This is a genomic window from Halorarius litoreus (assembly GCF_024362405.1).
GTDB lineage: Archaea > Halobacteriota > Halobacteria > Halobacteriales > Haloarculaceae > Halorarius > Halorarius litoreus.
In genome coordinates, this window is record NZ_CP101454.1 from 1,983,833 (window position 1) to 2,010,014 (window position 26,182).

General features: G+C 67.8%; 24 protein-coding genes. 7 read left to right on the forward strand and 17 right to left on the reverse strand.

The window, feature by feature from the left end:
• Positions 1-92 precede the first annotated feature (92 nt).
• On the forward strand, positions 93-1,268 hold the full coding sequence (locus NL126_RS10175; protein ID WP_255198809.1) for a DUF1616 domain-containing protein: 1,176 nt from the start codon (positions 93-95) through the stop codon (positions 1,266-1,268).
• Between the two features lie 70 nt (positions 1,269-1,338).
• Positions 1,339-2,538: a carboxylate--amine ligase gene (locus NL126_RS10180; RefSeq protein WP_255198810.1), complete on the forward strand. Its 1,200-nt coding sequence runs from the start codon at positions 1,339-1,341 to the stop codon at positions 2,536-2,538.
• A gap of 382 nt (positions 2,539-2,920) precedes the next feature.
• Here the strand turns inward: NL126_RS10180 and NL126_RS10185 are convergent, their stop codons facing one another.
• From NL126_RS10185 to NL126_RS10215, 7 genes are all read right to left on the reverse strand, one after another.
• Complete coding sequence (locus NL126_RS10185; RefSeq protein ID WP_255198811.1) at positions 2,921-4,522, reverse strand: alkaline phosphatase family protein; 1,602 nt, start codon at positions 4,520-4,522, stop codon at positions 2,921-2,923.
• 86 nt (positions 4,523-4,608) lie between these two features.
• Entirely contained in the window at positions 4,609-6,438 is a 1,830-nt protein-coding gene (locus tag NL126_RS10190; protein ID WP_255198812.1) for a hypothetical protein, read from the reverse strand.
• A gap of 42 nt (positions 6,439-6,480) precedes the next feature.
• The gene (locus NL126_RS10195) at positions 6,481-7,164 is read right to left on the reverse strand and encodes an HAD family hydrolase (RefSeq protein WP_255198813.1); all 684 of its coding nucleotides are present in this window, start codon (positions 7,162-7,164) and stop codon (positions 6,481-6,483) included.
• Positions 7,161-8,288, reverse strand: a complete 1,128-nt coding sequence (locus tag NL126_RS10200; RefSeq protein ID WP_255198814.1) for an ATP-grasp domain-containing protein — start codon at positions 8,286-8,288, stop codon at positions 7,161-7,163. The genes NL126_RS10195 and NL126_RS10200 overlap by 4 nt, the downstream gene beginning before the upstream one ends.
• 2 nt (positions 8,289-8,290) lie before the next feature.
• Entirely contained in the window at positions 8,291-9,370 is a 1,080-nt protein-coding gene (locus tag NL126_RS10205) for a glycosyltransferase family 2 protein (RefSeq protein ID WP_255198815.1), read from the reverse strand.
• On the reverse strand, positions 9,363-10,142 hold the full coding sequence (locus NL126_RS10210) for a polysaccharide deacetylase family protein (protein WP_255198816.1): 780 nt from the start codon (positions 10,140-10,142) through the stop codon (positions 9,363-9,365). The genes NL126_RS10205 and NL126_RS10210 overlap by 8 nt, the downstream gene beginning before the upstream one ends.
• Positions 10,143-10,218: 76 nt before the next feature.
• On the reverse strand, positions 10,219-10,818 hold the full coding sequence (locus NL126_RS10215) for a metal-dependent hydrolase (protein WP_255198817.1): 600 nt from the start codon (positions 10,816-10,818) through the stop codon (positions 10,219-10,221).
• Positions 10,819-11,144: 326 nt separating this feature from the next.
• Here NL126_RS10215 and NL126_RS10220 point away from each other — a divergent pair, with 326 nt between their 5' ends.
• The gene (locus NL126_RS10220; RefSeq protein ID WP_255198818.1) at positions 11,145-12,074 is read left to right on the forward strand and encodes an NAD-dependent epimerase/dehydratase family protein; all 930 of its coding nucleotides are present in this window, start codon (positions 11,145-11,147) and stop codon (positions 12,072-12,074) included.
• A 76-nt stretch (positions 12,075-12,150) separates the two neighbouring features.
• On the opposite strand, the gene glmS is transcribed toward NL126_RS10220, so the two are convergent.
• The 4 genes from glmS to NL126_RS10240 all read right to left on the reverse strand — a co-directional run bounded on the left by glmS (position 12,151) and on the right by NL126_RS10240 (position 17,652).
• The gene (gene glmS, locus NL126_RS10225) at positions 12,151-13,950 is read right to left on the reverse strand and encodes a glutamine--fructose-6-phosphate transaminase (isomerizing) (RefSeq protein ID WP_255198819.1); all 1,800 of its coding nucleotides are present in this window, start codon (positions 13,948-13,950) and stop codon (positions 12,151-12,153) included.
• Between the two features lie 464 nt (positions 13,951-14,414).
• Positions 14,415-15,080 (reverse strand): DUF7344 domain-containing protein, encoded by a 666-nt coding sequence (locus NL126_RS10230; protein WP_255198820.1) that lies wholly within the window; start codon positions 15,078-15,080, stop codon positions 14,415-14,417.
• A 521-nt stretch (positions 15,081-15,601) separates the two neighbouring features.
• Positions 15,602-16,573 carry a Gfo/Idh/MocA family protein gene (locus tag NL126_RS10235; RefSeq protein ID WP_255198821.1) on the reverse strand — a complete coding sequence of 324 codons (972 nt, stop codon included), beginning with the start codon at positions 16,571-16,573 and terminating at the stop codon, positions 15,602-15,604.
• Positions 16,570-17,652 (reverse strand): DegT/DnrJ/EryC1/StrS family aminotransferase, encoded by a 1,083-nt coding sequence (locus tag NL126_RS10240; RefSeq protein WP_255198822.1) that lies wholly within the window; start codon positions 17,650-17,652, stop codon positions 16,570-16,572. Before NL126_RS10240 ends, NL126_RS10235 begins: the two co-directional genes overlap by 4 nt.
• A gap of 328 nt (positions 17,653-17,980) precedes the next feature.
• Here NL126_RS10240 and NL126_RS10245 point away from each other — a divergent pair, with 328 nt between their 5' ends.
• Positions 17,981-18,529 (forward strand): DUF7344 domain-containing protein, encoded by a 549-nt coding sequence (locus tag NL126_RS10245; protein ID WP_434084142.1) that lies wholly within the window; start codon positions 17,981-17,983, stop codon positions 18,527-18,529.
• Positions 18,530-18,858: 329 nt separating this feature from the next.
• Here the strand turns inward: NL126_RS10245 and NL126_RS22055 are convergent, their stop codons facing one another.
• The gene (locus tag NL126_RS22055; protein ID WP_350355448.1) at positions 18,859-19,041 is read right to left on the reverse strand and encodes a DUF7563 family protein; all 183 of its coding nucleotides are present in this window, start codon (positions 19,039-19,041) and stop codon (positions 18,859-18,861) included.
• A gap of 249 nt (positions 19,042-19,290) precedes the next feature.
• Between NL126_RS22055 and NL126_RS10250 the strand changes: the two genes are divergently transcribed.
• Together NL126_RS10250 and NL126_RS10255 are read left to right on the forward strand one after the other, a co-directional pair.
• Complete coding sequence (locus NL126_RS10250; protein WP_255194776.1) at positions 19,291-19,566, forward strand: winged helix-turn-helix domain-containing protein; 276 nt, start codon at positions 19,291-19,293, stop codon at positions 19,564-19,566.
• 680 nt (positions 19,567-20,246) lie between these two features.
• On the forward strand, positions 20,247-20,597 hold the full coding sequence (locus tag NL126_RS10255; RefSeq protein WP_255194777.1) for a DUF7344 domain-containing protein: 351 nt from the start codon (positions 20,247-20,249) through the stop codon (positions 20,595-20,597).
• Between the two features lie 4 nt (positions 20,598-20,601).
• On the opposite strand, the gene NL126_RS10260 is transcribed toward NL126_RS10255, so the two are convergent.
• The 4 genes from NL126_RS10260 to recJ all read right to left on the reverse strand — a co-directional run bounded on the left by NL126_RS10260 (position 20,602) and on the right by recJ (position 23,490).
• A complete protein-coding gene (locus NL126_RS10260; RefSeq protein ID WP_255194778.1) occupies positions 20,602-21,015 on the reverse strand; it encodes a universal stress protein in 414 nt (137 codons plus the stop codon).
• A 222-nt stretch (positions 21,016-21,237) separates the two neighbouring features.
• Complete coding sequence (locus tag NL126_RS10265; protein WP_255194779.1) at positions 21,238-21,477, reverse strand: hypothetical protein; 240 nt, start codon at positions 21,475-21,477, stop codon at positions 21,238-21,240.
• 43 nt (positions 21,478-21,520) lie between these two features.
• Positions 21,521-22,072, reverse strand: a complete 552-nt coding sequence (locus NL126_RS10270) for a hypothetical protein (RefSeq protein WP_255194780.1) — start codon at positions 22,070-22,072, stop codon at positions 21,521-21,523.
• Positions 22,072-23,490 (reverse strand): RecJ family nuclease, encoded by a 1,419-nt coding sequence (recJ, locus tag NL126_RS10275; RefSeq protein ID WP_255194781.1) that lies wholly within the window; start codon positions 23,488-23,490, stop codon positions 22,072-22,074. Before recJ ends, NL126_RS10270 begins: the two co-directional genes overlap by 1 nt.
• Before the next feature lie 93 nt (positions 23,491-23,583).
• Between recJ and NL126_RS10280 the strand changes: the two genes are divergently transcribed.
• A complete protein-coding gene (locus NL126_RS10280) occupies positions 23,584-24,795 on the forward strand; it encodes an inorganic phosphate transporter (RefSeq protein WP_255194782.1) in 1,212 nt (403 codons plus the stop codon).
• On the opposite strand, the gene NL126_RS10285 is transcribed toward NL126_RS10280, so the two are convergent.
• Positions 24,792-26,147: a hemolysin family protein gene (locus NL126_RS10285; RefSeq protein WP_255194783.1), complete on the reverse strand. Its 1,356-nt coding sequence runs from the start codon at positions 26,145-26,147 to the stop codon at positions 24,792-24,794. The genes NL126_RS10280 and NL126_RS10285 overlap by 4 nt on opposite strands.
• Between the last annotated feature and the right edge of the window lie 35 nt (positions 26,148-26,182).

Below are 26,182 nucleotides of genomic sequence, written 5' to 3' on the forward strand. Positions count from 1 at the left end.
CCGGGGCAGTACTCATCGAATATCGGGGGGCACTCCCGACCCACTGCCCACGCGGCGGTGTGCACCTTCGAGCGGACAATCGACGCGACACTATGACACAGAGCAACCCCGCAATGAACTCATCAGACTCCGAACAGACAGAAGCCGAACTGGCCGAATCCGTCAGCTCGATCCTCGGGCTCCCGGTCGACATCGTCCTGGTCGGCGCGTTCGTCGTCCTGTTCGAGACGCTGGCGTTCTTCGGGCCGTATGCGGGGTCGCTCGGCGTGCTCCAGATCGTCCTCGCGCTCCCGTTCGTGTTCTTCCTCCCTGGGTACGCGCTCCTCTCGCTTCTGTTCCCCCGGATGCGATACCCCGAGGAGACGCAGTACCGCTGGCTGCTCGACGGCACCCACGGTCTCCGGTGGGGCGAGCGGGTCGTCCTCTCGTTCGGGACGAGTCTCGCGTTGCTCCCGCTGTTCGGCGTGTTCCTCGCGGCGACGGGGCTTGGCTACGAGTCGACGACCGTCGTCAACAGCTTCACCGTCTTCATCCTCGCCGGGATGGTGCTCGGTGCGGTCCGTCGCCGGAGCGTCCCGCGAGCCGAGCGCTACCGGGTCCCCATCCAGAACTGGCGCGAGGAGGCGGCGGAGGCGCGGGTGGCGACCGGTGCTCTCGAGGGGCTGTTGAACGTCGTGCTCATCGTGGCGATCGTCGCCGCCGTCGTCGCGCTCGCACTCGCGTTCAGTGCGCCGCCTGCGGCCGAGTCGTACTCCGGGTTCACCCTCCTCGCGGAGAACCCGCAGGGTGACCTCGTCGCGTCGGGCTACCCCGAGGAACTCGTCGTCGGTGAGAGCTACGAGTACGCCGTGGGTATCGAGAACTTCGAGGGCGAGCGGACGCGCTACTCCGTCGTCGCCGAGCTCCAGCGGGTCCGGACCACCGAGGACGGCCTGGTGGTGGTGCAGCGCGAGCGGGTCGCGGCCTTCCAGACGACGCTGCAAGACGACCAGCGCGTCACCGAACGGACCGCCGTGCGCCCCGAACTGGTGGGTGAGGACCTCCGACTGGTCTACTACCTCTACACGGGTGACGCGCCGGCACAGCCGAACGACCGGACCGCCTACCGCTCGGTGTTCGTCTGGGTGACGGTGACCGAGACTGCCGCCGGGGCCACCGGTGGGGACGCGGCCGGTGCCGGTTCGCCGACCCCGACACCAACGCCGACCCCGACACCAACGCCGACCCCGACCGGGACCGAGACGCCGGTGCCGATCACGGCCGCCTGACCGGACTGTGCGACGGGCTGCTGGTATTCGGATGCTTACTATCCTACCGGTAGCCATACTATCGGAGTGAATGTCCATCTACACGCCGACACGCGAGTGTGGCGCGGTGGTGGTTCCCACCGGCCACGACCCTGCGAGCTTTACGACCGTCCGGTCGCTCGGCCGGCAAGGGGTCACCACCATCGTCGGCTCCGAACACCGGACCGTGCCCGCCGCCGCCTCCCGCTACTGCGACGAGTTCGTCGACCTCCCCTCGCCGTACGAGGATCTCGTCGCGTACAAGGACGCGCTCGTCGACCTGGCGAAGCGCCCCGAGGTCCGGACCATCGTGCCCATCCGTCCCCACGACACCTACGTCCTCTCGCGGTACGCCGAGGAGTTCGCCCCGTACGTCTCGCTGCCGGTGCCCGACCCCGCGACGCTCGAACGGGTCCACGACCGGGTTCAGTTGGCCGCGGCGGCGACCGACGCGGGGGTCCCCTTCCCCGAGACCTGCACGCTCGACGAGTTCGAGCCCGACCCCGACCGTGGGAGCATCGTCAAGTCCCGGTTCAACCTCCTCGCCGACGGCTACCTCCCCGAGTACGAGCCGGGCGAGTCAGCCGTCGTGAAGACGGTCCAGCACCTCGCACCCGGTGAGTCCCCGGACCGTGACGCGCTCACTGCCGAGATGGGCCACGTCCCCATCGTCCAGTCGTTCGTCCCGACCGCGGAGAAGCTCATGTTCGCGGCGCTGTACGACCACGGACGGGCGGTGGCGACGTTCCAGCACCGACAGATACGCGGGAACTCCTACACTGGTGGCGGTGGGGTCTACCGCCAGTCGATGTTCCTGCCGGACCTCGAACGAGTGGCGCGTCGGCTGCTCGACCACCTCGAGTGGCACGGGCTCGCGTGTATCGAGTACATCCGTGACGCCGAGACGGGCGAGTACAAACCCATCGAGATCAACCCCCGGATGTGGCAGTCCCTCCCGTCGACGGTCCAGGCGGGCGCGGACTTCCCGTTCTACTACTGGCAGCAGGCGACCGGGCGCGCGGACGAGATCGACGCCGGCTACGAGCTCGGGCTCGGGAGCCACCAACTGTACGGCGAGCTAGACCACCTGCTGTCGGTGCTACGAGATGACTCGCCGCTCGTCGACCGTCCGGTCTTCTCCGAACGTGCTCGCGAGGTACTGGCCTCCTGCCTCGCGGAACCGAAGTTCGACTACCTCAAGCTCGACGACCCTCGCCCGTTCCTCCGGGGGCTCAGACAAGTGTTCGGCTGACGCCCCGAACTCTGCTTTTCGTTGTAGCGGCCCTGGTTACACTGCGGCAGACCGACCCGCTCGCTCGGCCATCTCCGGCTCGCTACTGCCGATACGTATCCCGGTCGCCGACAGGGTTCGCACGATAGCCGAGGGCGTGCGCGATCGGGCTCAACGCTCCAACAGTTTCTGGACGGGAAGTGACGAATTCGCAAGATGAAGTAGCTCGTAGCCGTAGGAATCGTACATAGCTGCGATCTGGAGGAGCGATGGCGCCCCGTTTGCCTTGCCCTCGCCTCGTCGGGGGCGGCGAGGTCGCGGAGGACGGCTTCGGTCTGTAGTCCCGGCACGTCACCGGGGTTCGGTTCCGGTCGTGTTCGTTCCGTCGTCGGTTCGTCCTCGGCTACTCCATGTAGCCGAGTCCGCGGAGTCGCTCTTCGACGTCGCTGTAGTCCTCCTCGTCGGGGGCAGCGAGGCCGTCTTCCGCCTCGGCGTACTGGGCCGTGGTGACAGTGGCACGCGCCGCATCGGAGTCCGGATGCAGGATCTCGGTGAGCACTCGGCCGTCCATCGTCTCGCCGACGGGGAGGCCGAGACAGTGGAGTAGCGTCGGCGCCACGTCGACGACCGTCGCGCCGACGGGTTCGCTCCCGGCCTGGATGGGGCCGCCGCGGGCGAGGAAGATGCCCTCGCTCCGGTGGGTGGCGGCGACGCCGAGGTCGGCCGACGGGACGAACACCCGGTCCGACAGCGAGACGGCCTTCTCGTAGCCGTCGACCGTCGAGACGACGATGTCCGGCGCCTGCGGGTCGTCCGGATAGAGCTCCTCGCCGTCGTACACCTTCAACACGGCGTCGCCGGTGTCGGGGTCGACGACCTCCGCGAGCGCGCGCATCACCTCGCGTTTCACCTCGGGCAGGTCCTGCGGGTCGATGATGCCGCTGCTGAACCGGGCTCGGCTGTTGATGTACACCGCGCCCGAGCCGAGCGCGAACGCCTCGGTTCGGTCGTGGTCGATGTCGTACAGGTGGTGTTCGCCCGGGACCTGTCGGGCGACGGTATCGACCACGCTCTTCGGGAGGTACTTATCGAGCATCCGATCGGTGATGCCGACGCGCCCGAGCGCCGACTTCACGGCCGACTTGTCGACGTGCAGCCGCTGTAACAGCCCGCGGGTTCCGGTCTGTTCGCTGCGGAACTGGTGGCCCGACTCCTCGAGGATGCGGTTGAGGTAGACGTGTTTCGTGATGGGCCCGAAGCCGTGGTCCGACACCACGAACAGCAGTGCGTCGTGCTCGTCGGTGTACGCCATCACCTCGCCGAGGATGTCGTCGAGGAGCTGGTAGTGCTCGAGCCGGACCTCGTCGTCCCAGATGAGGTGCTGGAGGCGGTCGGGCGCCGTGTAGACGAAGAAGAACAGCCGCCAGTCCTCCTCGGCCATGAACCGGCGCATCAGCTTTCGGCGGGCGTCGACGAGCGAGGTGAGTGCGGGCAGGAACTCGGCTTCGCGGCCGCGATACTCGCTCCACTGGAGGCCGATCTTGTAGTCGGGGATGGTCTCGACCAGCTCGTCGCGGAACGCCGGCGGGTGGGTGAACCGCTCGTTGATGCTCGGGCTCATCATCCCGGTGACCATCATCCCGTCGATGGCGTCGGCTGGATACGTCATCGGGACGTTTCCGACGAGCGCCGGCGTGACGACGTCCCAGAGCTCGGGCTGGTGGATGTCGTCGCTCGTAATCATCCGCTTGCTGTAGTCGCGCGAGGCGTGCTGGAAGCCGTAGATGCCGTGTTTCGCCGGCCACGTCCCGGTCGCGATGGAGGGCCACGCGAGCGGCGTCGTCGGGGGGACGGTGCTGCGGAGCGTCCCGGCGGCCCCCTCGGCCATCAGTTCCGCGAAGTGGGGGAGGTCGCCGCTCTCGGCCCAGCGCTCGATGCTGTCCCAGGGGATGCCGTCGAGGCCAAGGACGAACGCTCTCTCGGGGGCTGTGGTAGTTTGATCCATTCCGGTTGTGCGTCACCACACACGACCGGGGATTTGTTATGCAGCGTATGTCCGATGGCGAGCGAGCGGTAGGCCGTCGTTACCGCTCAGGCCGTCTCGCCGCGAAGCAGGTACAGGTCGAACTCACCGTTGCTGACGACGCGGTCGATGCCGGGCGTCGTCTGCATCGCCTGGAAGCCCTGCTGGCTGTAGCGGAACCCCTGGTACAGCCCGACCTCGCGCTTCCGGTCGCTCTCGGTCACGGCGACGTACCGTGGGTCGTCGTAGACGGCCATCAGCGTCCCGTTGCTGAACGACTCCTCCGGGACGCCCGAGCGAATGCCGGGGAAGTCGTTGGCCGCCCGGATACCGTCCGCGTAGAGCAGTGCGTGGACGTACCGCTGTGGGCCACCGCGGATGCCGGCGTACGGGATGGTCTCGTCACGGACCTCGAAGGAGGTCGCGAAACCGTTCATCTGCGCTTCAGACACCTGTGCGGAGTCCTGATACATGTATGGCGACGGGTGAAGCGCGACCATCGTCAGCGGCGTCAACACGAGGAACAGAACCACCACTGCGACCTGCACGACCGTGCGGGTCGACTGCCAGTCGATCTCGGTAGCGACCGTGAGCGCGGCTGCCCCGAGCACCGTCGCGACCGCCATCAGGAACCCGAAGTAGCGGAAGTGCTGGGTCGTGGCGCTCGCGAGGAAGTAGATGAGCATGACGCCGGCCACCGGCGCCATCGAGAGGCCGAAGTACTTGACGAAGGCGTTGCGCTCGGGGAGCCGATCTTCGAACCGCCCGCTCAGGCTCAGCAGGACGAACACGCCCGCGATGGCGCCGAAGACGACCATCGCGAGGAACAGCTTGAGGAACAGCTCCTCGAAGCTCCCGCCGAGCTGGGCGAGCGAGGTGCCGCGCCCAGTCACTTCGTCGCCGATGGCTGCCCCGCCGACGAGCCGCTCGATGAGCGAGTTCACCGTGTTCGTCGTCCGGGTACTCCGGGGTGCCCAGAACATGAACAGGCCGAGCAGGAACACGGTCTGGACGGCGAGGCTCCGCTGGCTCGCGAACGGGTGGCCATCGCGGAGCCGCCGCGCGAGGAACTGGAGGACCACGACCGTCCCGAACACCAGGATGACGTTGGCCGCCTGCTGGGGGTGCAGGAGGACGATCGCCACGGAGGCGAGTGCGAGCACTCCCCCGACGGGGATGGGCGACCGGAGGGAGCGGCCCCCCCTCGATGACGTGACGTAGCTGACCACCAGATAGAGGATAAAGGGGAGAAACAGGATGGCCTGGCTGGTCGGGTGGGGGACCGGGTGGACGCTGACGTTGTTGATCGGCAGCAGCAACACCGCGGCGAACAGCCCGACGACGATGCCGACCGGGTTGCCGGTGATGGCCCGGACGGTCATCGGCACGAACACGAGGAACGCGAGGAAGAACGCGACGACCATCAGCATGAACGCCCACTCGAGGCTGCCACCGCTCGCCGATTCGAGCAGGATGGCGACGAGGTGCGTCCCCGGGTGCAGCAGGTTCAGCGGCGTCTCGACGCCCGAGATGAACGCGCGGGCGAACCCGAGGTGACTCAGCGAGTCACCCCCGCCGTAGAAGTGGTACCCCCGCAGGAGCGGGAGGCCGGCGACCGCCAGTCCCGAGAGCCCCGCGAGGACGAGCGCGCCGAGGCGGAGTCGACTCGCTCCCTGCGTCGCGGCGACGACGAGCCCGACGAGGAGCGCGAGCCAGATGCTCACCCAGAACGCCGTCGGCGTGGCGCTGAGGATGGAGAGTTCGTAGCCGGTCGCCGGGTTTCGGTACGCTTCCGACACCCCGAAGAGGAACGCCAGGAACCCGACGATGAGCACCACCTTCCCGAGCTGTCGGTTCCGGCGCTGGCGAGACGCCGGGACCGTCGATATCAGACTCATTCGTGTGGTCTACCAGCGTTCGTCGGCTTTGTTATGAGACTACTACCCCGTCACGGGAGAGTGGTGGCGGCGGAGCAGACCCAGTAGGGCGTCGAGCCGTCGGATCTCTGCGTCCGGTGCGGCCGCCGAGTCATCGGGTTCGAGGTCGACGTACCGTCCCCGGCGCATCCGGACGGTCGCCATGCCGAGGTCGTTCGGGACGCGGAAGTCGACCCGCGGGTCGTCGCCGACGTAGACGACGCGCTCCGGGGCGACGCCGAGCCCGTCGAGCACGCGCTCGAACGGCTCGTGCTCGTGTTTCGAACTCCCGAACGTCGGCGAGACGACCACCGCGTCGAACACGGGGGTGAGCCCCAGCCGGTCGAGTTTCCCGTGGCCGCCGCGGCCGTCGGTGACGAGGCCGAGCGCGTAGGTGCGACCGAGCGCCGCGAGCACCGCCGGGGTCTCCGGATAGGGGTCGAGCGGCTCGGTGGCCGCGTGGTACGCGTCGACGAGGTCGGCGGCGAGCGCCGGGTCGAGGCCGTGGCGCGCGAGCAGCGTGTCGAAGGTCCCGGTCGTCACCCCCTCGTCGAAGTAGAGCGCGAACAGCTCGTCGTGCAGCGACTCGCCGGTCACCGCCTGCAGGTGATCGGCCGCCGCGGCGAGCCCCGTCCGGGCGTACGCGGCGTACGGGTAGAGCGTGTCATCGAGGTCGAAACAGATCGCCTCGATGCCCGTGCGTCTCATGCGAGCGACCACGGCCCCGCGGTCTCGGCGTCGACGCGGAACGTCTCGCCGTCCGGGCTGTGGAACAGTTCGTCCCAGTGGCGGACCATCCGGGTCCCCCACTGCACGTCGACGGGTGGCAGGTCCTCGCCGAGCGCGTGTTTCACGCCCAGGTACGGGAGGTTCGCGCCCGCGCCGACGCACATGATGATGGTCCCCGACACCCGGGGGTTGATCTCGATGATCCTCGGCGTCCCCTCGGCGTCGTACTTGAACTGGAGGTTGAGGTTGTACTCGACGCCGAGTGCCCGGCAGATGTCGGTGGCCTCGCGGATGAGTTCGGCGTCCTCCTCGACGGTGCCCTCGAAGGAGATACCGGCGCGCGTTCGGCTGCGCGAGCGTGGAACGACCACGTGGACGTCGTCGCCCGTCGCGAGCACGTCGACGCTGTACTCCACGCCGGGGAGGTACTCCATGACGACGAGGTCGGGGAACGGGTCGGCGCCCGCGAGCACGGGCCGGACCTCGTCGAGCGTGGTGACGGCGTTCATCGGCTTTTCGGAGAGGAGCTGGGTGAGGCGGTCGGTGCGTTCGTCGAGGACGCGGAAGCCCCGCATCCCGCTGGCGACCGGTCGCTTGAAGCAGACCGGCTCCTCGGGGTAGCCGAACGCCTCGACGGTCTCGACGAACTCGTCGATGCTCGTCACCCGCTGGAACCGCGGCGCCGACGCGAAGCCGTGGTCGGCGAGGAACTCGTAGAGCTTCCCCTTGTCGTTCGCGAGTTCGAGCGCGGTGGGGTCAGAGACCATCACCGTGGCGTCGAAGGCGGCCTTGTGCTCGGCGAGCGGCTGGAGTTCGGCGGTCGTCAGCGGGAGGATCACGTCGGGCTGGACCTCGGCCGCGATTTCGACCATCCGGTCGATGTAGCCGTCGTCGGTGCCTCGCGGGACGGTGTAGCCGCCGTCGAGGAGCGCGAAGCCGTAGGCGTCGGGGTTGACGTCCGTGCCGACGATACGGATGTCGCGTTCGCCGTTGGCCCGCAGGCTCCGGATGATGCCGGAGGCGCCGGGGGCGCCAGCGCCCGTCATCAGGACGGTTATCTGGTTGTCGTTGCCGTGTCTGTGGGTGGGTGTGGTGTGTGACATGGTCAGTCCTCGAGAGTGGCGGTCGTGTCGCTGTGCCTGCGCGGCTCGGTGGTCGCCTGCGAGGCGCCGTTGCCCGACGGGTCGGCGTCGGGGGTGTCGGACGCGAATTCGGCCGGCGGGACCTGCAGTTCGAGGTGTTCGTTGTCCTCGCGGTCGAGCATCGTCGCGTACAGCAGCGTCACGAGGCTCACGAGCAGGCCCGCCAGCCAGCCCCCGTGGCCGCCGCGCTTGCGGAGGGAGGCGAGCAGGCCGAGCCCGCTGGCGCCGAACAGCCCAAGCCCGAACAGGTAGAGGGTGGCGAGCGGGTTGTAGTCGTTCAGGAGGTACTTGTGCTTGAGCCGCCAGAGGAACCCCCGGAACAGCATCACGGAGACGCGCGGGATGTACTCCGTGTAGCTGATGTGGCTCTTCCAGCCGTCGGCGTACGCGAACTCCGAGTGGCGCGGCACGTCGGCGACCCGGACGTTCGCGACGTTCAAGCGCACGAGGAGGTCGTTGCAGTAGCCGTAGTACTCGTACATCCCCTCGATGTCCGTTCGTTCGAGCGCCGCGAGCGAGATGGCCGCGTAGCCGTTCTGGGAGTCCATCGTCGTCCAGTAGCCGCTGGCGATCTTGGTGAGATACGAGAGGACGACGTTGCCCGCGAGTCGGAAGCGTGGCATCGCCGCGTACGCCTCGGGCGCGTAGAACCGGTTGCCTTTCGCGTAGTCGGCGACGCCCTCGACGATGGGGTCGAGGTAGCGGGTGAGCTCTTCGGGGTCCATCTGGGCGTCGCCGCCCAGGACGGCGGTCACGTCGAGTTGCTCGTCGCGCGCGCGGAGGTAGCCGGTCTTGATGGCGCCGCCGACGCCCCGGTTCTCGGGGTGCTGGATGGGGACGACGAGATCATCGAACGGGCCGTCGTGGCCCTCGTTCTTCGCCTCGGCGTGGCGCTGTATCTCGGCCCAGGTGTCGTCGGTCGAGCCGTCGTCGACGACGTACGCGCGGTCGACGAACTCCGGGAGCGTGTCGATGACGCGCCCGACGAACCCCTCCTCGTTGTACGCCGGGACGACGACGCCGACGGTCGCGCCTCTATACATCGCTCTCCTCCGACACCTCGGCTGTGGTCGCGACCGCCACCGGCCCCTCGACGCAGAACTCACGGCGCGTCAGATCCCCGATGTCACGGCACGCGGCCGCGATGGCCTGTTCGATGCGGGCGGCGAACGGTGCGTCCGTCTCCCCCCACAGCCCCGGGTGCGTCAGCAGCTGGACGTGGGCGCCGAGCTCGTCGGCCAGCGGGTGCTGGTCGCGCCAGCGCTGTGAGGAGTCGGCGACGTAGTCGATCTCGCTGAAGAACTGCGGCTCGTAGGTGTGCTGCAGTCCCGGGAACTCGCGGTCGAGTACCCACGCGGGTGGAATGTGGAACGATATCGTCTCGATGGGGGCGTTGGCGACCGCGGCGAGCGCCGCCTGTTCGCGGCGGACCGCTCGCAGGAGGTCGCTGTCGCTCGGTTGTTCGTCGGCCGGCCAGTACGTGTGGGTGCTAAAGTGGACTCCCACGTCGTGGCCCAGCGCCTCGAGTTCGGCGATCTGTTCGCGCGTCTCTCGTTCGAACACGTTGTAGAGCGGCGAGGAGACGAGCAGGAAGTACGTCGACTGGACACCGAGGTCCGCCTCGATGTGCGCCATCTCGACGGCCGCACCGACCGAGAGGTCCACGTCGTGGCGCGCCACGAGGTCACCGTCGGTCAGCCGGTCGTCGAACGAACGGAACCGGTAGCCGTCCGACTGGAGCCGCTCGAGGAACACGCGGTACCAGCGGTGTGTGTACTCGACGTCGCGGAGCGACTGGTCGGCGATTTCACCCATTTCAGCCCGAATAGGGTCCTCAGAACTGATTAGTAATTAATCGCCTACTCGCCGGGTACGAACGGTAGATATCCGCTTAATCCCCGGTTCGCTCTGGGGGCTGTCGGCGGATTCCAGCCGCAAGGAGCCGGTAGGCTCCCCGGGGACCCGGTGCGCCGTCAGCCAGCCACAACAGGCCGCCGAGCAGCGGGAACGTAAGGTAAAGCAACAGGGATGCAGGGTCCTGCGTCGCGACCTCGGCGGCGAACTCCGCGAGGTAGACGAACCCGCGCGAGATGCCGTAGTCGACGTCGTAGGGGGTGCCGGTCACGACCGGCCAGAGGGCCCGGCCGACCGCGATGTCGCTCCCGGCCCGGAGGGGGTCGATGACGTCCCCGAGGATGTGCGAGAGCTGCCCGACGACGAACGCGCTCCCGAGGTCGAGCCGGCCGTACCGGCGGGCGACGGCGAGCACGAGGACCGCGAGCGGGACGGCGACGAGCACCGAGTGGCCGAGGGCGTGGCCGGTCGGGAACACGCCGAACTCCCACGAGAGCGGTTTGTCGACGAGGTCCGGGACCTGCGTGCCGACCACCAGCAGGAGCGCTGCGCCCTCGGTGGGTCCCTCACCCCGATACACCCGCCACAGAAGCGAGTAGAGCAGGTACCCGAACGCGAGGTGTTCCCACGGCCACACGCGTCAGCTCCCCCGCACGGGGTGAGCCGCGCTGTACACACTCATCTGGCTGCCGGGACTGCTGGCGTGCGTTTTGTTATTCTCCGCTTTCTTCCGTGGCCACACCCGATGGGCTGGCCGCACGGGGCCGTCGATGTCACGCGGTTCCGCGCCGGATGTGGGGCCGATTGGGAGCGACAGGTTCCGCATAACAATGCTCTCCGTAGGGAACCACGGGTCGTGAGCGTTTCGTCGCGCTCGGTGACCCGTTCCATGCACGTGCCGACCCCTGTCGACCGGAGCCGAATCAGCCACGCTAGCCGCGAGTACGTCCCACGGGGGGACAGATGACCGGACTCTACGGCCGCACCGTCCTCGTCACCGGCGGTGCGGGCTTCGTCGGGAGCCACCTCGTCGACGCCCTCGCCGAGGACAACAACGTCCGCATCCTGGACGACCTCTCGACCGGACGCCGCGGCCAGGTGCCGAGCGGCGTGCGGTTCCGCGAGGCGGATATCCTCGACACGGCGGCGCTCGACGCCGCGATGGACGGCGTCGACGTGGTGTTTCACCTCGCTGCTGCCGTCTCGGTCGCCGAGTCCATCGCCATGCCTGACCGCTATCACGCGGTGAACGCGACGGGGACCCTCGCCGTACTCGAAGCGGCCCGCAGACAGGACGCCCGGGTCGTGGTCGCTTCGAGCGCCGCCGTCTACGGCGCGCCCGAGACGGTCCCCGTCACCGAGGCCGAGCCGACCACGCCCTCGTCCCCGTACGGCGTCTCGAAGCTCGCGGCCGACCACTACGCGCGGGTGTACGCCGACACCTACGGGCTGGAGACCGTGACGCTCCGCTACTTCAACATCTACGGCCCGCGACAGCGTGCGGGTGCCGACGGGGGCGTGGTGGCGACGTTCGCCGACCGCGCGCGTCACGGCAAACCGCTGGTCATCGAGGGCGACGGCGAGCAGACCCGCGATTTCGTCCACGTCTCCGACGTGGTGCAGGCGAACCTGCTCGCCGCCACGACGGACGCGACGGGTCGCGCCTACAACATCGGGACGGGCGAGACGACGACCGTCGGCGAGCTCGCCGCGCTCATCAGCGACTACGCGGACCGACGGGTCGAGATTACCTACACCGACCCGCGGCCGGGCGACATCCGGCACAGCTCCGCGGACATCTCGCTGGCGCGCGACGTGCTCGGCTACGAGCCGACCGTCGCGCTCGACGAGGGGCTCGCGGCGCTGTTCGGGGCGACGGCGATGGAACAGTAACCAGGGTTGGACAGTCCCGGCTGCGACTTCTCGCTGGGAAACCGACAGAACGCAAAAAGCGACGGCGCTACTCGAACTACTCGACAGTCACGGACTTCGCGAGGTTCCGCGGCTTGTCGATGGCTCGGTCGAGCGCGACCGCCGCGTAGTACGCCACCAGCTGTAGCTGGACGTTCGCCAGCACGGGCGTGACGACCGGGTGGGTGTCGGGGACCGTCAACACGACGTCGGCCGTCTCGGCGACGGCCGTGGCTCGCTCGGGGGCGACCGCGATGACGGGAGCGCCGCGCGCCTGCACCTCCTCGACGTTGCCGAGCAGCTTCTCGTCGGTCGCCTCGTCGCCGGAGAACACGGCGAACACCGGTGTGTCCTCGGTGACGAGCGCGAGCGGGCCGTGTTTGAGTTCGCCGCCGGCGAACCCCTCGGCGTGCTCGTAGGTGATCTCCTTGAACTTCAGCGCCCCCTCGAGGGCGACCGGGTAGCAGTGGTGCCGGCCGATGAAGAAGTAGGCGTCGTTGGGGCAGAACGCCTCGACGACGGCCTTCGCGTTCGACCGCGCGATGACCCGCTCGACCAGCGCCGGGAGGTCGTCGACCGCGGCCATGAGCTTCGGGTCACTCTTGCCGCCCGAGATGCGGTCGGCGAGCAGCCAGAGGGCGGCGACCTGCGAGGAGAACGTCTTGGTCGCCGCCACCCCGATCTCGGGGCCGGCGCGGATGAACAGCGCCTCGTCGCACTCCCGTGCGGCGGTCGACCCGATGACGTTCGTGAACGCGAGCGTCCTCGCGCCCGCGGCCTTCGCCACCCGGAGCGCGGCGAGGGTGTCCGCGGTCTCGCCGCTCTGGGTGACGCCGACGACGAGCGTGTGGTCGTCGATGGGCAGCGGGTTCGTCGCGTACTCGCTGGCGAGCGCGGCCTGTGCTGGCACGCCGAGCGCGTTGAGCTGGGCGACGCCCGACAGCGAGGCGTGATACGAGGTGCCGCAGCCGACGAGATGGACGCTCTCGATACCGGCGAGCGCGTCGTCGGAGAGGTCGTCGAGCTTCGCGTGGCCGTCGACGACCCGGCCCCGAACGGTCTGGCGGAGCGTCATCGGCTGCTCGTGGATCTCCTTGAGCATGAAGTGGTCGTAGCCGCCTTTCTCGGCGTCTTCGGGGACCCAGTCGACGGTGCGGACCGGGCGCGACACGGGAGTGCCCTCCCGGTCGGTCAGCCGGTAGTCGTCGGGCTGGATGATGGCGACGTCGCCGTCGTCGAGGTAGACGACCTGGTCGGTGAACTCGAGGAACGCGGGCACGTCGCTCGCGAGGTACGTGACCGACTCACCGATACCGAGGACGAGCGGCGAGCCCGACCGGGCGGCGTAGAGTGTGTCCTCCTTGCCGATGAGCACCGCGAGCGCGTAGCTCCCCTCTAGCTCGTCCAGCGCGCGGCGGAACGCGGTCTCCGGCGAGTGCCCCTTGCTCAGATACCGCTCGATGAGGTGCGGGACGACCTCGGTGTCGGTGTCGCTCGTGAAGACGTGGCCCGCGGTGCGGAGTCGCTCGCGGAGGCTGTCGTAGTTGTTGATGATACCGTTGTGGACGACCGCGACGGTCCCCGTGCAGTCGACGTGCGGGTGGGCGTTCGCGTCCGTCGGCGGGCCGTGCGTCGACCACCGGGTGTGGCCGATGGCGATGTGGCCGAGCGGCGCACGTCCCCCGACGTGTTTGCGGAGGTTACCGACCTCGCCGCTCTGTTTGAACACTTCGATGCCCGCCCCGTTGCGGACTGCGAGGCCCGCCGAATCGTACCCCCGGTACTCGAGGTTCTGGAGCCCCCTCATGATGTCGGCAGCTGCATCGGTCTGGCCGACACAGCCGGTGATGCCGCACATCAGCGCCCGACCTCCGTCGGGTGGGGGCGGGACCGCTGTGCTCGTCGTGGGGAGGCGAGTACCGGGCGGCCGGCACGGCGCGAGGGGCGAGACGTCGACCGGAACGGGCGACCGTCTCGGCTGAATGTGTTGGTCGGGAACATAGTGCGTGCAAACGACACCCGTCGCGGACCGCACTCCGGCGGATGCGTCGAACGGAACCCAGTTACCGATAGCCAACCTTTGTTATGGAGTTGGTTGCCATTCGATAGTAGTGTCCTGCCCACCGTAAGCGGTCTGTACCCGAACGGGACGCGACCGCTACGCTGCGAGAACGAAACCCGAAGACTGGAGCGTCCTCACCGGTGTGGCGGCACGCGGCGAATGCCGCATCGTGGCGCCGTCGGACAGGCGAACAGCACGCGCTATTGTGTGGTGACGAGTCGGTGAAAAGAACGGCTGACTGTGGGTCGGACTAGTTGGGACTACTCGGCGATCGCGGCCAGGCGTCCCTCGACGGCGGACGCGACCGTCGCGTCGTCGTCATCGTCGTCGTCCGGCGTTCGGGTCGTGTACGCCTGGAACAGCGCACACGCGGTCAGGAGCGTGAGCAGCACGCCGGCCGCGAGCCCCGCCGAGAGCGGCGTGACTAGGCTGCCGACGAGCAGGAGCCAGCCGACGCCGACCAGCGACAGGTAGTACATCGGCCAGCGGTTCGGCGTCGGCTCGTCCTCGTGGAGGTACTTCTCCGCGTGGACGGCCGCCGGCCCGAGCTCGATGAAGCCGCGGTCCTTGTTGAACTTCACGAACCCCATGTCGTCCATCTTCGGCAGATGGCACTGGTAGAGTCCGACGTACACGCGCTTGCGCTCCTGTGAGGAGAGCTGGCTGATCGGCTTCTCGTTCTCCTCGGCAGCGACGAACTCCGAGAGGTCACGCAACGACACGGCGCCTTCTTGCTGTGCGAGATACCAGAGAACGTGACGACGGCGCTGGTTCTTCAGTATCTCGAAGATGTTGTCGAGCGAGACGGGGTAGTCGTCGGCATCCGGTTCTGCCGTCGCTACCTCGGACGACGCGGTCGACGACTCAGTCTGGTCGTCGCCGGTCTCCGTAAGCTCCTCGTGGGAGGAGATGGCGTCAGTCGCCATCTACTCTCCCCCCTATTCCCCTACCTACCCCGTGGGACATGCTACCCCGCGGGACGGCCGTTGAGCGCGTCGAGATGCGCTCGTGGTTCGATTTGTTCATGGTATATCTCGTTTCTCCCCCGTCTGATTCCGTATCAATCCGGCGAGACATACATGTACTACTAACGTCTTATACTTGTTGCCCATACCTGCTAGCGGGGAATCTCGGAGGGGAGAAGCTGTCTGCGTGCCACTCTGGTTTTGTATATTATTTTTGATGATTGGGAAATTCACGTACTTCTTCTGGTAAATGTGTCCATACTGGTGTAGTAGGTAGCAATTACGTCACCCGGATATACCCGGCGGCCAGGGCCTGGATGGTCGCGCGCCGGCTGGCCATGTGCGGCACACGACAGTCGGGAGCACGGCGATCTGTCGTCGGACCCGACGAGTACGCTACCGGGTTCACGGCCCACTACCTCACGGTCGGCGCGGGTCGTGGACAGCACGAACAGGGACGGATCACCGGGGCAGCGGAGCGTTCAGAGTTCGGTCGGGACCGGGCGGCCGACGCCGATGGCGTCGATGCGGCGCGCCAGCTCCAGCGCGCGGAGGCCGTCCTCGCCGGTCACCACGGGCTCCGTGCCGTCACGTACGGCCGCGACGAACGCCTTGAGCTCGTGTTTGAGCGGCTCGCCGTTCTCGACGGTCGGGCGCTCGATGACGCTCTCGTTGCGGTAGCGGACCGAGCCGTTCGTCTCGACGTACTCGGGGAACGAGTGGCGGTGAATCTCGACCGTGTGGTCGATGTAGTCGACGTTCACCCGGCACTGTTCGGCGGTCAGCGAGAGCCGCCGGACCTTCTCCTGGGTGACCCGGCTGGCCGTGAGGTCGCCGACGACCCCGTTCTCGAAGCGGATGGTCGCGGCGATGTACTGGTTGTTGCGCGCGCCGATGGCCTGCACGTCGGCGACCGGCGAGTCGACCAGCGACAGCAGGATGTCGATGTCGTGGATCATCAGGTCGAGCGCGACGCTGTCGCCGATGTGCCGGTCGAGCGGTGGCCCCAGCCGCTGGGCCTCGATGGCGATGATGTCGAGATCGGGGACGATGTCCGCGAGCGCGACGACCGCCGGGTTGAACCGCTCGACGTGTCCGACCTGCAGCGCCACGTCGTGTTCGCGCGCGAGGCGGATGAGCTCACGACCCTCCTCGTAGTCGGCGACGAACGGCTTCTCGATGAGCACGCTCACCCCGGCGGTGATTGCCTCCTTCGCCACCTCGTAGTGGTACGGGGTGGGGACGGCGATGGAGACGGCGTCCACGAGCTGGAACAGGTCCTCGCGTGCGTACGCGGTGGTGTCGAACTCGTCGGCGATGTCGCTGGCGAGCTGTTCGTTCGAGTCCGCGACCCCGACGAGGTCGGCGGTCGAGAGTTCACTGTAGACGCGGACGTGGTGTCGACCCATGGAGCCGACGCCGACGACGCCCACGCGGATGGGGTTTCGTTTCATGACGGGATGGCGTAGAACGACCGCAACGCGGCCGTGATGGTCTCGATGTCCTCGGCGCTGACGTGCGGGTGAACCGGGAGCGACAGTACCTCCTCGGCGGCCCGGCGCGCCTCCGGCACGTCGGCATCGTAGCCGGCGTACGCGGGCTGGTCCGGGATCGTCAGCGGGTAGTACACGCCCGCGGTGACGCCGTGGTCGGCGAGGTGTGCCTGCAGCGCGTCGCGGTCGGCACACCGGACGGTGTACTGGTGGTAGACGTGGGTGTACCCCGCGGGTTCGATGGGCGTCACGACGGGCGCGTCGGCGAGCGCCTCGGTCAGCCGGGCGGCGTTGGCCCGTCGCGCGCGCGTGAACTCGGGGAGCCGCTCGAGCTGGACACGCCCGATGGCCGCAGCCATGTCGGTCAGCCGGAAGTTGTGGCCGACAGAGCCGTGTTCGTACCCCTGGGTCCGGCCGTGGTCGATGAACCGCTGGACGCGGTCGGCGACGTCCTCGTGGGGCGTGAGCACCATCCCGCCCTCCCCCGTCGTCATGTTCTTCGTGGGGTAAAACGAGAAGCACGCGGCGTCACCGAACGAGCCCACCTTCCGGCCCTCGAACTCGGCGGCGTGGGCCTGGGCGGCGTCCTCGATGAGCCACAGGTCGTACTCGTCGGCGATCTCAGCCAGCCGGCCCATGTCGGCCGGGAGGCCGAACAGGTGGACCGCGAGGATGGCGTCGACGTCCCCCTCGCGCACGATGGCCTCGACCGCGTCGGGGTCGAGGTTGTACGTCTCGGGGTCGATGTCGGCGAACACGGGCTCGGCACCGACGAGCCGGACGGCGTTGGCCGTGGCGACGAACGAGAACGGCGTCGTGACCACACGGTCGCCCGGGCCGATACCCAGAGCGTGGAGTGCCGCGTGGAGTGCAGTCGTTCCGTTCGTCGTGGCGACGCCGTAGTCGGCGCCGCAGTAGGCGGCGAACTCCGACTGGAACTGCTTGACTCGCTCCCCGCACGCGAGCGACCCGGACTCCATGGCCTCGCGGACGGCCTGGATCTCGGCGTCACCCACATCGGGGTCGGCGATGGGAATCATCGCCCGCCCCGAGCGGGTGCCCCCAGAGCGTGTGTCGCGGCGAGAACGCCGCCAGAATCCCCGTTGTTCACTGTCTGCCTGGTGCTGTATCGCATCGGGCTAGAGGTAAGCCCTTCCGCGCTTTGTTATGCAGTTCTTGCTCGCGGTATAGGACTGCTACGCCTACCAAAACCTTGCGACCGGGGGTCCGGCGGCTATTCTCGCCTTATCTTGTGAGAAAATCACATAGGGTGAGTGTAACAAAGACGAAAACCGAGGAAGGGCGTACAGTGAGATACTGCGGCCGTACAGCACGGAGAGATGCCCCGGACACAGCCCAAGCTAACTGATGGCCGCCTCAAAAGACCGACTATCCCAGGACCTAATATTCGACATCCTCAGCAGCCCACGGCGTCGATACATGATCTACTATCTGCGCACGCACGGGGGTAAGGCCGAGGTGACTGACCTCGCCAAGCACGTCGCTGCGTGGGAGTACGATATCGACCCAGAGGAGCTCGATGACCAGCAACAGAAACGCGTGTACGTCTCACTGTATCAGACGCACGTCCCCAAACTCGCCGACATCGGCATCGTGAACTACGACTCCGAGACCCGCATGGTCGAACTGACCGACAGGGCGACCGAGGTCGAGGAGTTCGTCAATCCCGCCGCCGGCGACGAGCGCCAGTGGCAGTGGTACTACCTCGGCCTCTCGGTGCTGAGCTTCACCGCACTCGCCCTGGCGGCGTTCGACCTGCCGCCGCTCGGCGGGGTTTCGGATATCGCCGTCGGTATCGCCGTCGGCATCGCGTTCGCCGCGCTCGCGGTCACCCACTACGTGATGTGGGGTCGCGAGCGCCGTGAACTCCCCGAGGAGCTACGGTCGCGCGAGTGAATCGACCCTTCTGAGCGACGCAAGGCACCCAGCGACGCGGTGCGTGTCGTCGCGAACTCACCAACACACCAGGAGCGACAGCACCAGGCAACCGTGGAGTCCGACCGTCGACTCGGAACGCGTCGCGCCGTCGAACCGTCCGCTCCTGACGGTCGAGCCGTTCGGACGAGTGGTTCCCGCTCGCCACACGGGCCGTTCGCTGTTTGCGTCCGCCGCTGCTCGAGGCGCGTGTCGACCCTGCTGTCCATGGTAGTTGGGTGTGGACAGCGACGGCGCGGGGGCTGCGGGCCGTGTGGATCTCCGCGAGGATGTGGAACGACCGCGAAAACTCAGGACCGGGGGCCGGAGCCGTGCCCGTCGAACAGGTTCGAGAACGTGTTGCACTCCGGGCAGTAGTGGACGACGTCGTCGTTGTCGCCGAACACGCGGCTGAACTGTCTCGACACGAAGCTGTTGCAGTTCTGGCACCGGCGCTGTGACGTGGGTGCTGGTGACGGGACTGGTTCTGGCATAGTCGCCAGTCCGAGCCGTGTGGGTTTGTTATATTGTCACTACGGCTGTCAGTACCGAACCTACCCCCGTACAGCCGTTCCTGTCATAGATAAGCTGACCCTACATTGAAGTAGGCAGCGAACGGTGAGAAAACGACCGTATGAAGCGACGAAACGGCTTTACGCGGCAGTGAACACTCAACAAGGCGTATGAGGTCGCACACAACCGCGCGCGGCGCACCGCCGGAGAGGCGGTGACCCGCTGGACCCATGACCGACCAGTGGGACGATATCAGCTTCGTCATCAGTTCGAAGTACCGCGTCGCCGTGCTCAAGCAACTGGCTGCGGGCCCCGCGACGCCGTCGAAGATCGCCGACGACACGGAGTTCACCATCAGCCACGTCTCGCGGGCGCTCCGCGGGCTCCGTAGCAACGGGCTCGCCGAGCTGCTCGTCTCGGAGGACCGCAAGAAGGGCCGCGTCTACGGACTGACCGAGCGCGGCGAGCAGATCTGGTCGCGCATCGAGGCCGAGAACCTCATCTGACCGCGCGCACCGATCACGAGACGGAGACACGGCACGGACCCGACCACGCGACGCGCCGACGCCATCGAGCCTCACCGTAGATGGCCCATTGCGCGTGCGCACGCGGTGACTGCCGTCGTCCCCTACGTATCGTGCCGCCGATCAGTGCGTATCATCGCTCCACGGACCCGGTCGCGCCGCCGATACCGTAGCCCCGAGCTGTCTCCTGTGCTTCGACCGCTCTCCTGAAAAAATCCCGATGTCGTCGAAGTAGTGGTCCTACTCCCTGATTCTTCGTCTTCTATCCCCCGTTGCGTCCCCTACTACTCTGCGGCGAGTCGAGCTACTCCGCGTCTTCCTCTGCGTCTTGCGGGACCAGCATGTCCGGACTGCGCCGGTGGACTGGTGTTCGTGCAAACGCGGCGATGCGGGCCCTATCGCTCTCTGATAGTCGCGATTCCATCACGACGAGCATAGCCATCTTACTGGTAAAACAATTGAGCGCCTACGCCGCTGACAGCAGGCAGCTACCGTCCGGCACCAACATCGTTCAATCGGATTTGTGACCAGCTCAGTGACGTGTTGGGCCACCACCAGTTCGGTCGACGGTACTGCTGTAACCGTCCGAATTCGGGAGTAACTCGCGCTTACTCGCCTGAAAGGTCGTACGAGGTTATACGGTAGGATCCGTAACTGCGCCCATGGGCCACCCGGAACAGCGGTCCCTCATCCGGCGTCTGTTCGAGGCATCGGACGGCGCGATGGAGGGCCTGCTCTGTGCGGTCTCGCCCGGTCGTCGGCGCCGGTTGCTCCGCGTGTTGGCCGACGAGCGCCACACGCTCACGGCAGCCACGCGAGCACTGCTCACGGAGCGCGGTGAGCCGATGACTGCCGACTCGGTGGCGTTCCAGCAGCTCTATCTCGAACTCTATCACACGGACCTGCCGGCGCTCCGGGCGGCCGGACTGGTGCGCTACGACGAGACGACGGGCGAACTCGGCCTCACCGACGACGGGCGGTACGTCGTCTCGCTGCTCCCCGAGCGCGGGTGACGCGTCAGGGGGTGTGGACGGCGCGGTCGCTGGTGTCGACGATGGCGCGCGTGGTCGACCCGATGTACCGCTGGCGGTTCTTCGACTCGTAGCCGAGTACGATGAGGTCGGCGTCGATCTCGGCGGCGTACGTCAGTATCTCCTCGTGCGGGACCCCGTGGACACAGCGCGTCGTCACCGGCACACCGGACGAGGCTGCACGGTCCGCGAACGTCTCGAGCAGTCGGTGCCCTTCGTCTTCCGCTTCGTCGACGACGAGCTCCGCCGTCGAGAGCGCCGGCTCCCCGAAGCTTCGGGTGTCGACGACGTGGAGCGCGTACACCTCGGCGGCCTCGTCGTCGGCCACGTCGAGTGCGTGTTCGATGGCCCGCTCGGCCCCGGGACTGTCGTCGATGGCGATGAGAATTCGCTCGTACATCGTGCTGTACGGAGCCACAGCGGCGAGCTTAAACCCTGCCGAGCGTTCGGCCGGGCTTGGAGTCGCTTACTCGCAGCCGGCCGGTGATAACGCCGTGTTACTCGACCGCCTGGGGCGACCTGCGGTTGCGAGATACCCCCTCGTTTCCGCTGAAATCCGGCCGAATGCGGCCCGGTCGCTCCTCGTGTGTTCAGTTTCACTCCGGTCGGGTCACTGGCCGCGTCACCAGTCGCTGCCGGCGTCGATGGGGCCGTCGTGGTCGAGCAGGGTCGCCTCCTCGGGGTCGAGTCGGCTCTCCGAGTGCTGGTCGAGGAAGTAGAGGTAGTCGCCGTCGAGGATCTCCAGCCGGTCGGCGTGCTTCCGTTCGACGTGGCGCCGGAACTGTTCGATGGTGGCGTCCCCCCGCTCGGATTCGGGGAACGTCGCTGCACACTCGACGCACTCGAACACCCGTGGGTCCATACCCCCCCGTAGGACGCCGAGGACCAAGCCTACTTCGGCGCGGTCAGACCACGCCACAGCTCGTGGTGCTGACCGCGACGCCGGCCGGTTCGGTCGTGTCGACGACGGCCCGAACCCCGAAACACTCGATCTCCTCGAAGCCGTCGTGGCGGTCCAGCAGGTCGACCCACCACGCGTCGTCGTTCGCCCGGTCGGCGGCGCCCAGGTCGATGGTCGCCCACGTCTCCCGACCGACGAGCCGAACGCGCACGTCGAAGTCCCCCGGGTTCTCCCACCCGGAGGCGAGTCGCGCTCGCCCCGCCCGCCCCATCCCCGTCGCGACGCCGCCGTCGCCCGTCGGCGTCGGATAGTCGCCCGCAGGGACGGTCAGCGTCTCGGCGGTCACGCGCGTCGGCTCCCCGCCGACGGGGTCGCGGAACACCTGCACCGCCACCTCGTGTGCCTCGAAGCCGGCATTGTCGACTGCGACACCCCCGAGGTCGTGTGCCGGTCCGACGACCGGTGCCCCCGTGAGCAGCGACCAGGCACCGAGGAACAGCAGGCTCACCACGACGCTCGCAGCGACCCACCGCGGCGAGGTGCGTCCCGGCCACATCAGCCCAACTGCTCGCCCACGATGCGGTTCGCGTGCTCGACGAACTCCGCCTCCGTGCCAGCCGGAATCGTCGCCCCCGCCGCCACGTCGTGGCCGCCCCCGCCCCCGCCGACGGCCGCACTCGCCTCGCCCATCACGGCCGAGAGGTCGAGCCCCTGGCTGACGAGACTCCCCGTCCCGCGCGAGGAGACCTTGGTCTCTTCGTCGCTCTCCTTCGCGAACGCGACGATGGGTTTTCCGCGGTCGACGCCCGACGCCCCCATCGACATCCCGGCGATGATGCCGACGATTGTCTCCTTGATCTCGTCGCCCGCGTCGAACCACTGGAGGTGCTCCTCCTGCGTGACGCCGTTGCGCTTCACCCACTGCAGCCCCTCCGAGAGGTTCCGTCGGTGTTCCCGGAGCAGGCGACGTGCGGTTTCGAGTCCCGCCTCGCGGTCGCCGAGACACACGGCGAGCCCCACGTCGGCCCGCTCGTAGCGGGCCGTCGCGTTGAGGAGGGTGGAGAACTCCGAGGCGTCCCGGAGTTCGGTCCCTTCGGGTTCGGCGAGGAGAGTGTAGGTCGTCCCGACGAGCCGGTCGATCTTTCTGGCGGGGACGCCGCGCTTGACGGCGTGGCGAACCAGTCCGCTCGCGACGGTCTGGCGCTCCTCGTCCGAGAGGTCGACCCACCGCTTCCACTCGCCGTCTCCATCGCGCACGTCGATGCCGAGGTCGTCGAGGAAGGAGATCGCGCCCGACTGGGAGTTCGAGATGCCCGGCACGAACACGTCGGTCGCGTATTCGAGTAATTTGGGGAGTGGACGGGTCTGTTTCCCGTAGACGGCGAGGTCTTTCGCCTCCTGGAGGACGCCCGCTTCGACGCCCTCCTCGACGAGCGCCGCGTTCGCGCCGTGGAGTTCGCCGCTCGAATCCTGCATGTCTCCGACCGCCCCCACGACGGCGGTGGCGGCGAGGTCCGTGTTCGCCTCGCCGCCGAGCGCGCGAGCGAGGACGTACGCCGCGCCCGCACCCGACAGCTCCTTCGCGCCGTTGATGCCGAACAGCAGGGGGTTGAGGTGGAACTCGGTGTCGGCGTCTTCGGCGGGCTGGTGGTGGTCGGCGACGATGGGGGTGAAGTCACCTGCCTGCTCGTGGTCGGCGATGTCGTCGAGCTGGCCCGAGCCGAAGTCAGTGAACAGGACGGTGTCGTACTCGCGGGCGGCGATGCCGGCGATGGCCTCGCTGTCTAGCTGTTTCTCGAACACCTGTTCGTACGGGATGCCCGCGCGTTCGAGTGCGGCACCGGCGACGGCGGCGCTCGTGAGGCCGTCGGCGTCGATGTGGGAGGCGACGAGCACGCGGTCGGCCTCGCGCAAGCGGTCGGCGCAGGCGGCCGCGCGGTCGGCCATCTCGGGGACGGGGCCGGCAGCAGTCATAGGGGGACGTAGCGCGGTTCCGGATTTAAAGTTCGGGACCGCGCCGACGCGCCACTCACCGGATATAAACGGCGCCACGACGAACGACTGCCAATGGTCGCCACCGGGACGCTAGTCACGCTGCTCATCGCAGGTGTCGCCTCGCTGTTCATGGCGTGGGCCATCGGGGCTGGCTCCTCGGGGTCGACCCCGTTCGCTCCCGCCGTCGGGGCGAACGCCATCAGCGTCATGCGTGCCGGCTTCGTCGTCGGCATTCTCGGCCTGCTGGGCGCGTTCCTCCAGGGGGCGAACGTGACGGAGGCGGTCGGGACGGAGCTCCTGATCGGCGCGCCGCTCACCCCGACGGCAGCCATCGTCGGCCTGCTCACCGCGGCGGTGCTCGTCGCCATCGGCGTGTTCGCCGGCTACCCCATCGCCACCGCGTTCACCGTCACCGGGGCAGTCGTGGGTGCGGGGCTCGCGCTCGGCCGCGGCCCCGCGATTCCGAAGTACCAGGAGATCGGGTTGCTCTGGGTACTCGTCCCGTTCGTCGGCGGCGGCATCGCCTACGCCACCGCGAAACTCCTGCGCGACGAGCGCGTCTCCGAGGCCGTGGCGGTGCCCGTGCTCGCGGGGCTCGTCGGCGTCGTCCTCGCGAACATCGAGTTCGTCCTCCTCGGCGAGCCCGGTGAGGCGCTCGGGCTGGCCGCCGCCGCCGCACGGGTGATACTGGAGGGGACGACTGTCGTCACGCCCCGGTTCCTGGTCGCGCTCAAGCTCGCGCTCACCCTCGTGTTCGCGCTCTGGGTGATGGCGATGCTCCGCTGGGACATCACGAACGACCCCGAGGCCGGCCAGCGCCACTTCCTGCTGGCGCTCGGCGGGCTGGTCGCGTTCTCCGCGGGCGGCTCGCAGGTCGGCCTCGCGCTCGGCCCCCTCCTGCCGCTGCTCGGTCCCGACACGGTGTCGGTGCCACTCCCCGCCCTGCTGTTCGTCGGTGGGCTCGGGCTGCTCGTGGGCTCGTGGACTGGGGCGCCGCGGATGATAAAGGCGCTCGCCCAGGACTACTCGAGTCTGGGGCCGCGACGCTCAATCGCGGCGCTCATCCCCTCGTTCGCCATCGCGCAGACGGCCGTGTTCGTGGGCGTACCCGTCTCGTTCAACGAGATCATCGTCTCGGCCATCATCGGCTCCGGCTACGCGGCCGGCGGCTCGGGCGTCTCGGTGACGAAGATGGGCTACACCGTGCTGGCGTGGATCGGCTCGCTCGTGCTGGCGTTCGCCGTCTCGTACGGGCTGTTCCTCGCGGTCGACGGCCTGCTCTAGGCCTCGGGCTCCTCGACGGTCTCGCCCTCCGGGGGCGCGACGCGGGTGACCCGGGCCTTCATGATGCGCGTGTTCTCCACGTCCTCGACGCGGATCTCGACGCCGTCGAAGGTGATGAGCTCACCCTCCTCGACGAGCCGGCCGGCACGGTTGAAGATGAAGCCGGCGATGGTCTCGAACTCCTCGCCCTCGGGGAGGTCGATCTCGAGCTGTTCGTTCACGTCCTCGATGTTCACCTCGCCGCGGACGATGGCGGTGTCCTCGTCGACGAACTCGATGGGTTCCTCTTCCTCACCCTCCAGGATCTCGCCAACGATCTCCTCGGTGAGGTCCTCCATCGTGACGAGCCCCTCGGTCGTCCCGAACTCGTCGATGACGATGACGAGGTGCATCCGGTTCGAGCGCATCTCGGCCAGCAGTTCGTCGACGTTCTTCGACTCGGGGACGTGGAGCGTCGGCTGGATGAGGTCCGCGAGCTCGAGGTCCTCGCTCTCGCCGTAGTTCAAGTCCCGGACGAGGTCGCGGATGTGGACGACGCCCGTGATGTTGTCGAGGCTCCCCTCGTAGACAGGCAGTCGGGCGTGGCCCGACTGGATGCAGGTCTCGATGGCCTCCTCGATAGAGGCGTCACGAGGAATGGCGTCCATGTCGAGCCGCGGCGTCATCACCTCCTTCGCGATGGTGTTGTTGAAGCGGAAAATCCGCTGGAACATCTCGCGTTCGTCCTCCTCGATGACGCCCTCGCGTTCCCCGGTCTCGATGATGTCACGGATCTCGTCGCGGGTGACGTAGGAGGTCTCGATGGCGGAGCGCCCGCCGGTCACCTTGTTCACGACGCGCGTCAGGTAGTCGAACAGGACGATGAGCGGCAGGAGGATGTACTCCGCGAGCTTCAGCGGTCGGGAGACGCGCAGCGCCCACGCCTCGGTGTTCTCGACGGCGTAGCTCTTCGGGGCCGACTCCCCGAACAGCAGGACGAGCGCGGTGATGCCGAACGTCGCGGCGACCACGGCCTGCCCCTGTGAGAGGAAGATGGCGAACAGCCCCGTCGCGATGGACGACATGGCGATGTTGGCGATGTTGTTACCGACGAGGATGGTCACCAGGAGCCGGTGGGGGTCGTCACGGAGCTCCTTGAGCGTCTTCGCCCCTCTCTTTCCGCTCTCGGACAGTGACTCGACCCGGTGGCTCGCCAGCGAGAACATGGCGATCTCGGACGAGGAGAAGAACGCCGACAGCATGATGAGCAGCACGATCGCGATCGTGCCGAGTGTGACGATGACCCCTTGACTGATGAACACGCCGAACAGGTTCACCTGGAGGGTCGTGACAGACGACGATACCAAGCCCATTTTCAGACTGCCTTTTGTAGCCCCGGAGACGGATT

Coding starts and splice junctions, on each gene's coding strand:
- NL126_RS10175 (WP_255198809.1), top strand. CDS start 93: ATGACACAGAGCAACCCCGCAATGAACTCATCAGACTCCGAACAGACA.
- NL126_RS10180 (WP_255198810.1), top strand. CDS start 1,339: ATGTCCATCTACACGCCGACACGCGAGTGTGGCGCGGTGGTGGTTCCC.
- NL126_RS10185 (WP_255198811.1), bottom strand. CDS start 4,522: ATGGATCAAACTACCACAGCCCCCGAGAGAGCGTTCGTCCTTGGCCTC.
- NL126_RS10190 (WP_255198812.1), bottom strand. CDS start 6,438: ATGAGTCTGATATCGACGGTCCCGGCGTCTCGCCAGCGCCGGAACCGA.
- NL126_RS10195 (WP_255198813.1), bottom strand. CDS start 7,164: ATGAGACGCACGGGCATCGAGGCGATCTGTTTCGACCTCGATGACACG.
- NL126_RS10200 (WP_255198814.1), bottom strand. CDS start 8,288: ATGTCACACACCACACCCACCCACAGACACGGCAACGACAACCAGATA.
- NL126_RS10205 (WP_255198815.1), bottom strand. CDS start 9,370: ATGTATAGAGGCGCGACCGTCGGCGTCGTCGTCCCGGCGTACAACGAG.
- NL126_RS10210 (WP_255198816.1), bottom strand. CDS start 10,142: ATGGGTGAAATCGCCGACCAGTCGCTCCGCGACGTCGAGTACACACAC.
- NL126_RS10220 (WP_255198818.1), top strand. CDS start 11,145: ATGACCGGACTCTACGGCCGCACCGTCCTCGTCACCGGCGGTGCGGGC.
- glmS (WP_255198819.1), bottom strand. CDS start 13,950: ATGTGCGGCATCACCGGCTGTGTCGGCCAGACCGATGCAGCTGCCGAC.
- NL126_RS10230 (WP_255198820.1), bottom strand. CDS start 15,080: ATGGCGACTGACGCCATCTCCTCCCACGAGGAGCTTACGGAGACCGGC.
- NL126_RS10235 (WP_255198821.1), bottom strand. CDS start 16,573: ATGAAACGAAACCCCATCCGCGTGGGCGTCGTCGGCGTCGGCTCCATG.
- NL126_RS10240 (WP_255198822.1), bottom strand. CDS start 17,652: ATGATTCCCATCGCCGACCCCGATGTGGGTGACGCCGAGATCCAGGCC.
- NL126_RS10245 (WP_434084142.1), top strand. CDS start 17,981: ATGGCCGCCTCAAAAGACCGACTATCCCAGGACCTAATATTCGACATC.
- NL126_RS22055 (WP_350355448.1), bottom strand. CDS start 19,041: ATGCCAGAACCAGTCCCGTCACCAGCACCCACGTCACAGCGCCGGTGC.
- NL126_RS10250 (WP_255194776.1), top strand. CDS start 19,291: ATGACCGACCAGTGGGACGATATCAGCTTCGTCATCAGTTCGAAGTAC.
- NL126_RS10255 (WP_255194777.1), top strand. CDS start 20,247: ATGGGCCACCCGGAACAGCGGTCCCTCATCCGGCGTCTGTTCGAGGCA.
- NL126_RS10260 (WP_255194778.1), bottom strand. CDS start 21,015: ATGTACGAGCGAATTCTCATCGCCATCGACGACAGTCCCGGGGCCGAG.
- NL126_RS10265 (WP_255194779.1), bottom strand. CDS start 21,477: ATGGACCCACGGGTGTTCGAGTGCGTCGAGTGTGCAGCGACGTTCCCC.
- NL126_RS10270 (WP_255194780.1), bottom strand. CDS start 22,072: ATGTGGCCGGGACGCACCTCGCCGCGGTGGGTCGCTGCGAGCGTCGTG.
- recJ (WP_255194781.1), bottom strand. CDS start 23,490: ATGACTGCTGCCGGCCCCGTCCCCGAGATGGCCGACCGCGCGGCCGCC.
- NL126_RS10280 (WP_255194782.1), top strand. CDS start 23,584: ATGGTCGCCACCGGGACGCTAGTCACGCTGCTCATCGCAGGTGTCGCC.
- NL126_RS10285 (WP_255194783.1), bottom strand. CDS start 26,147: ATGGGCTTGGTATCGTCGTCTGTCACGACCCTCCAGGTGAACCTGTTC.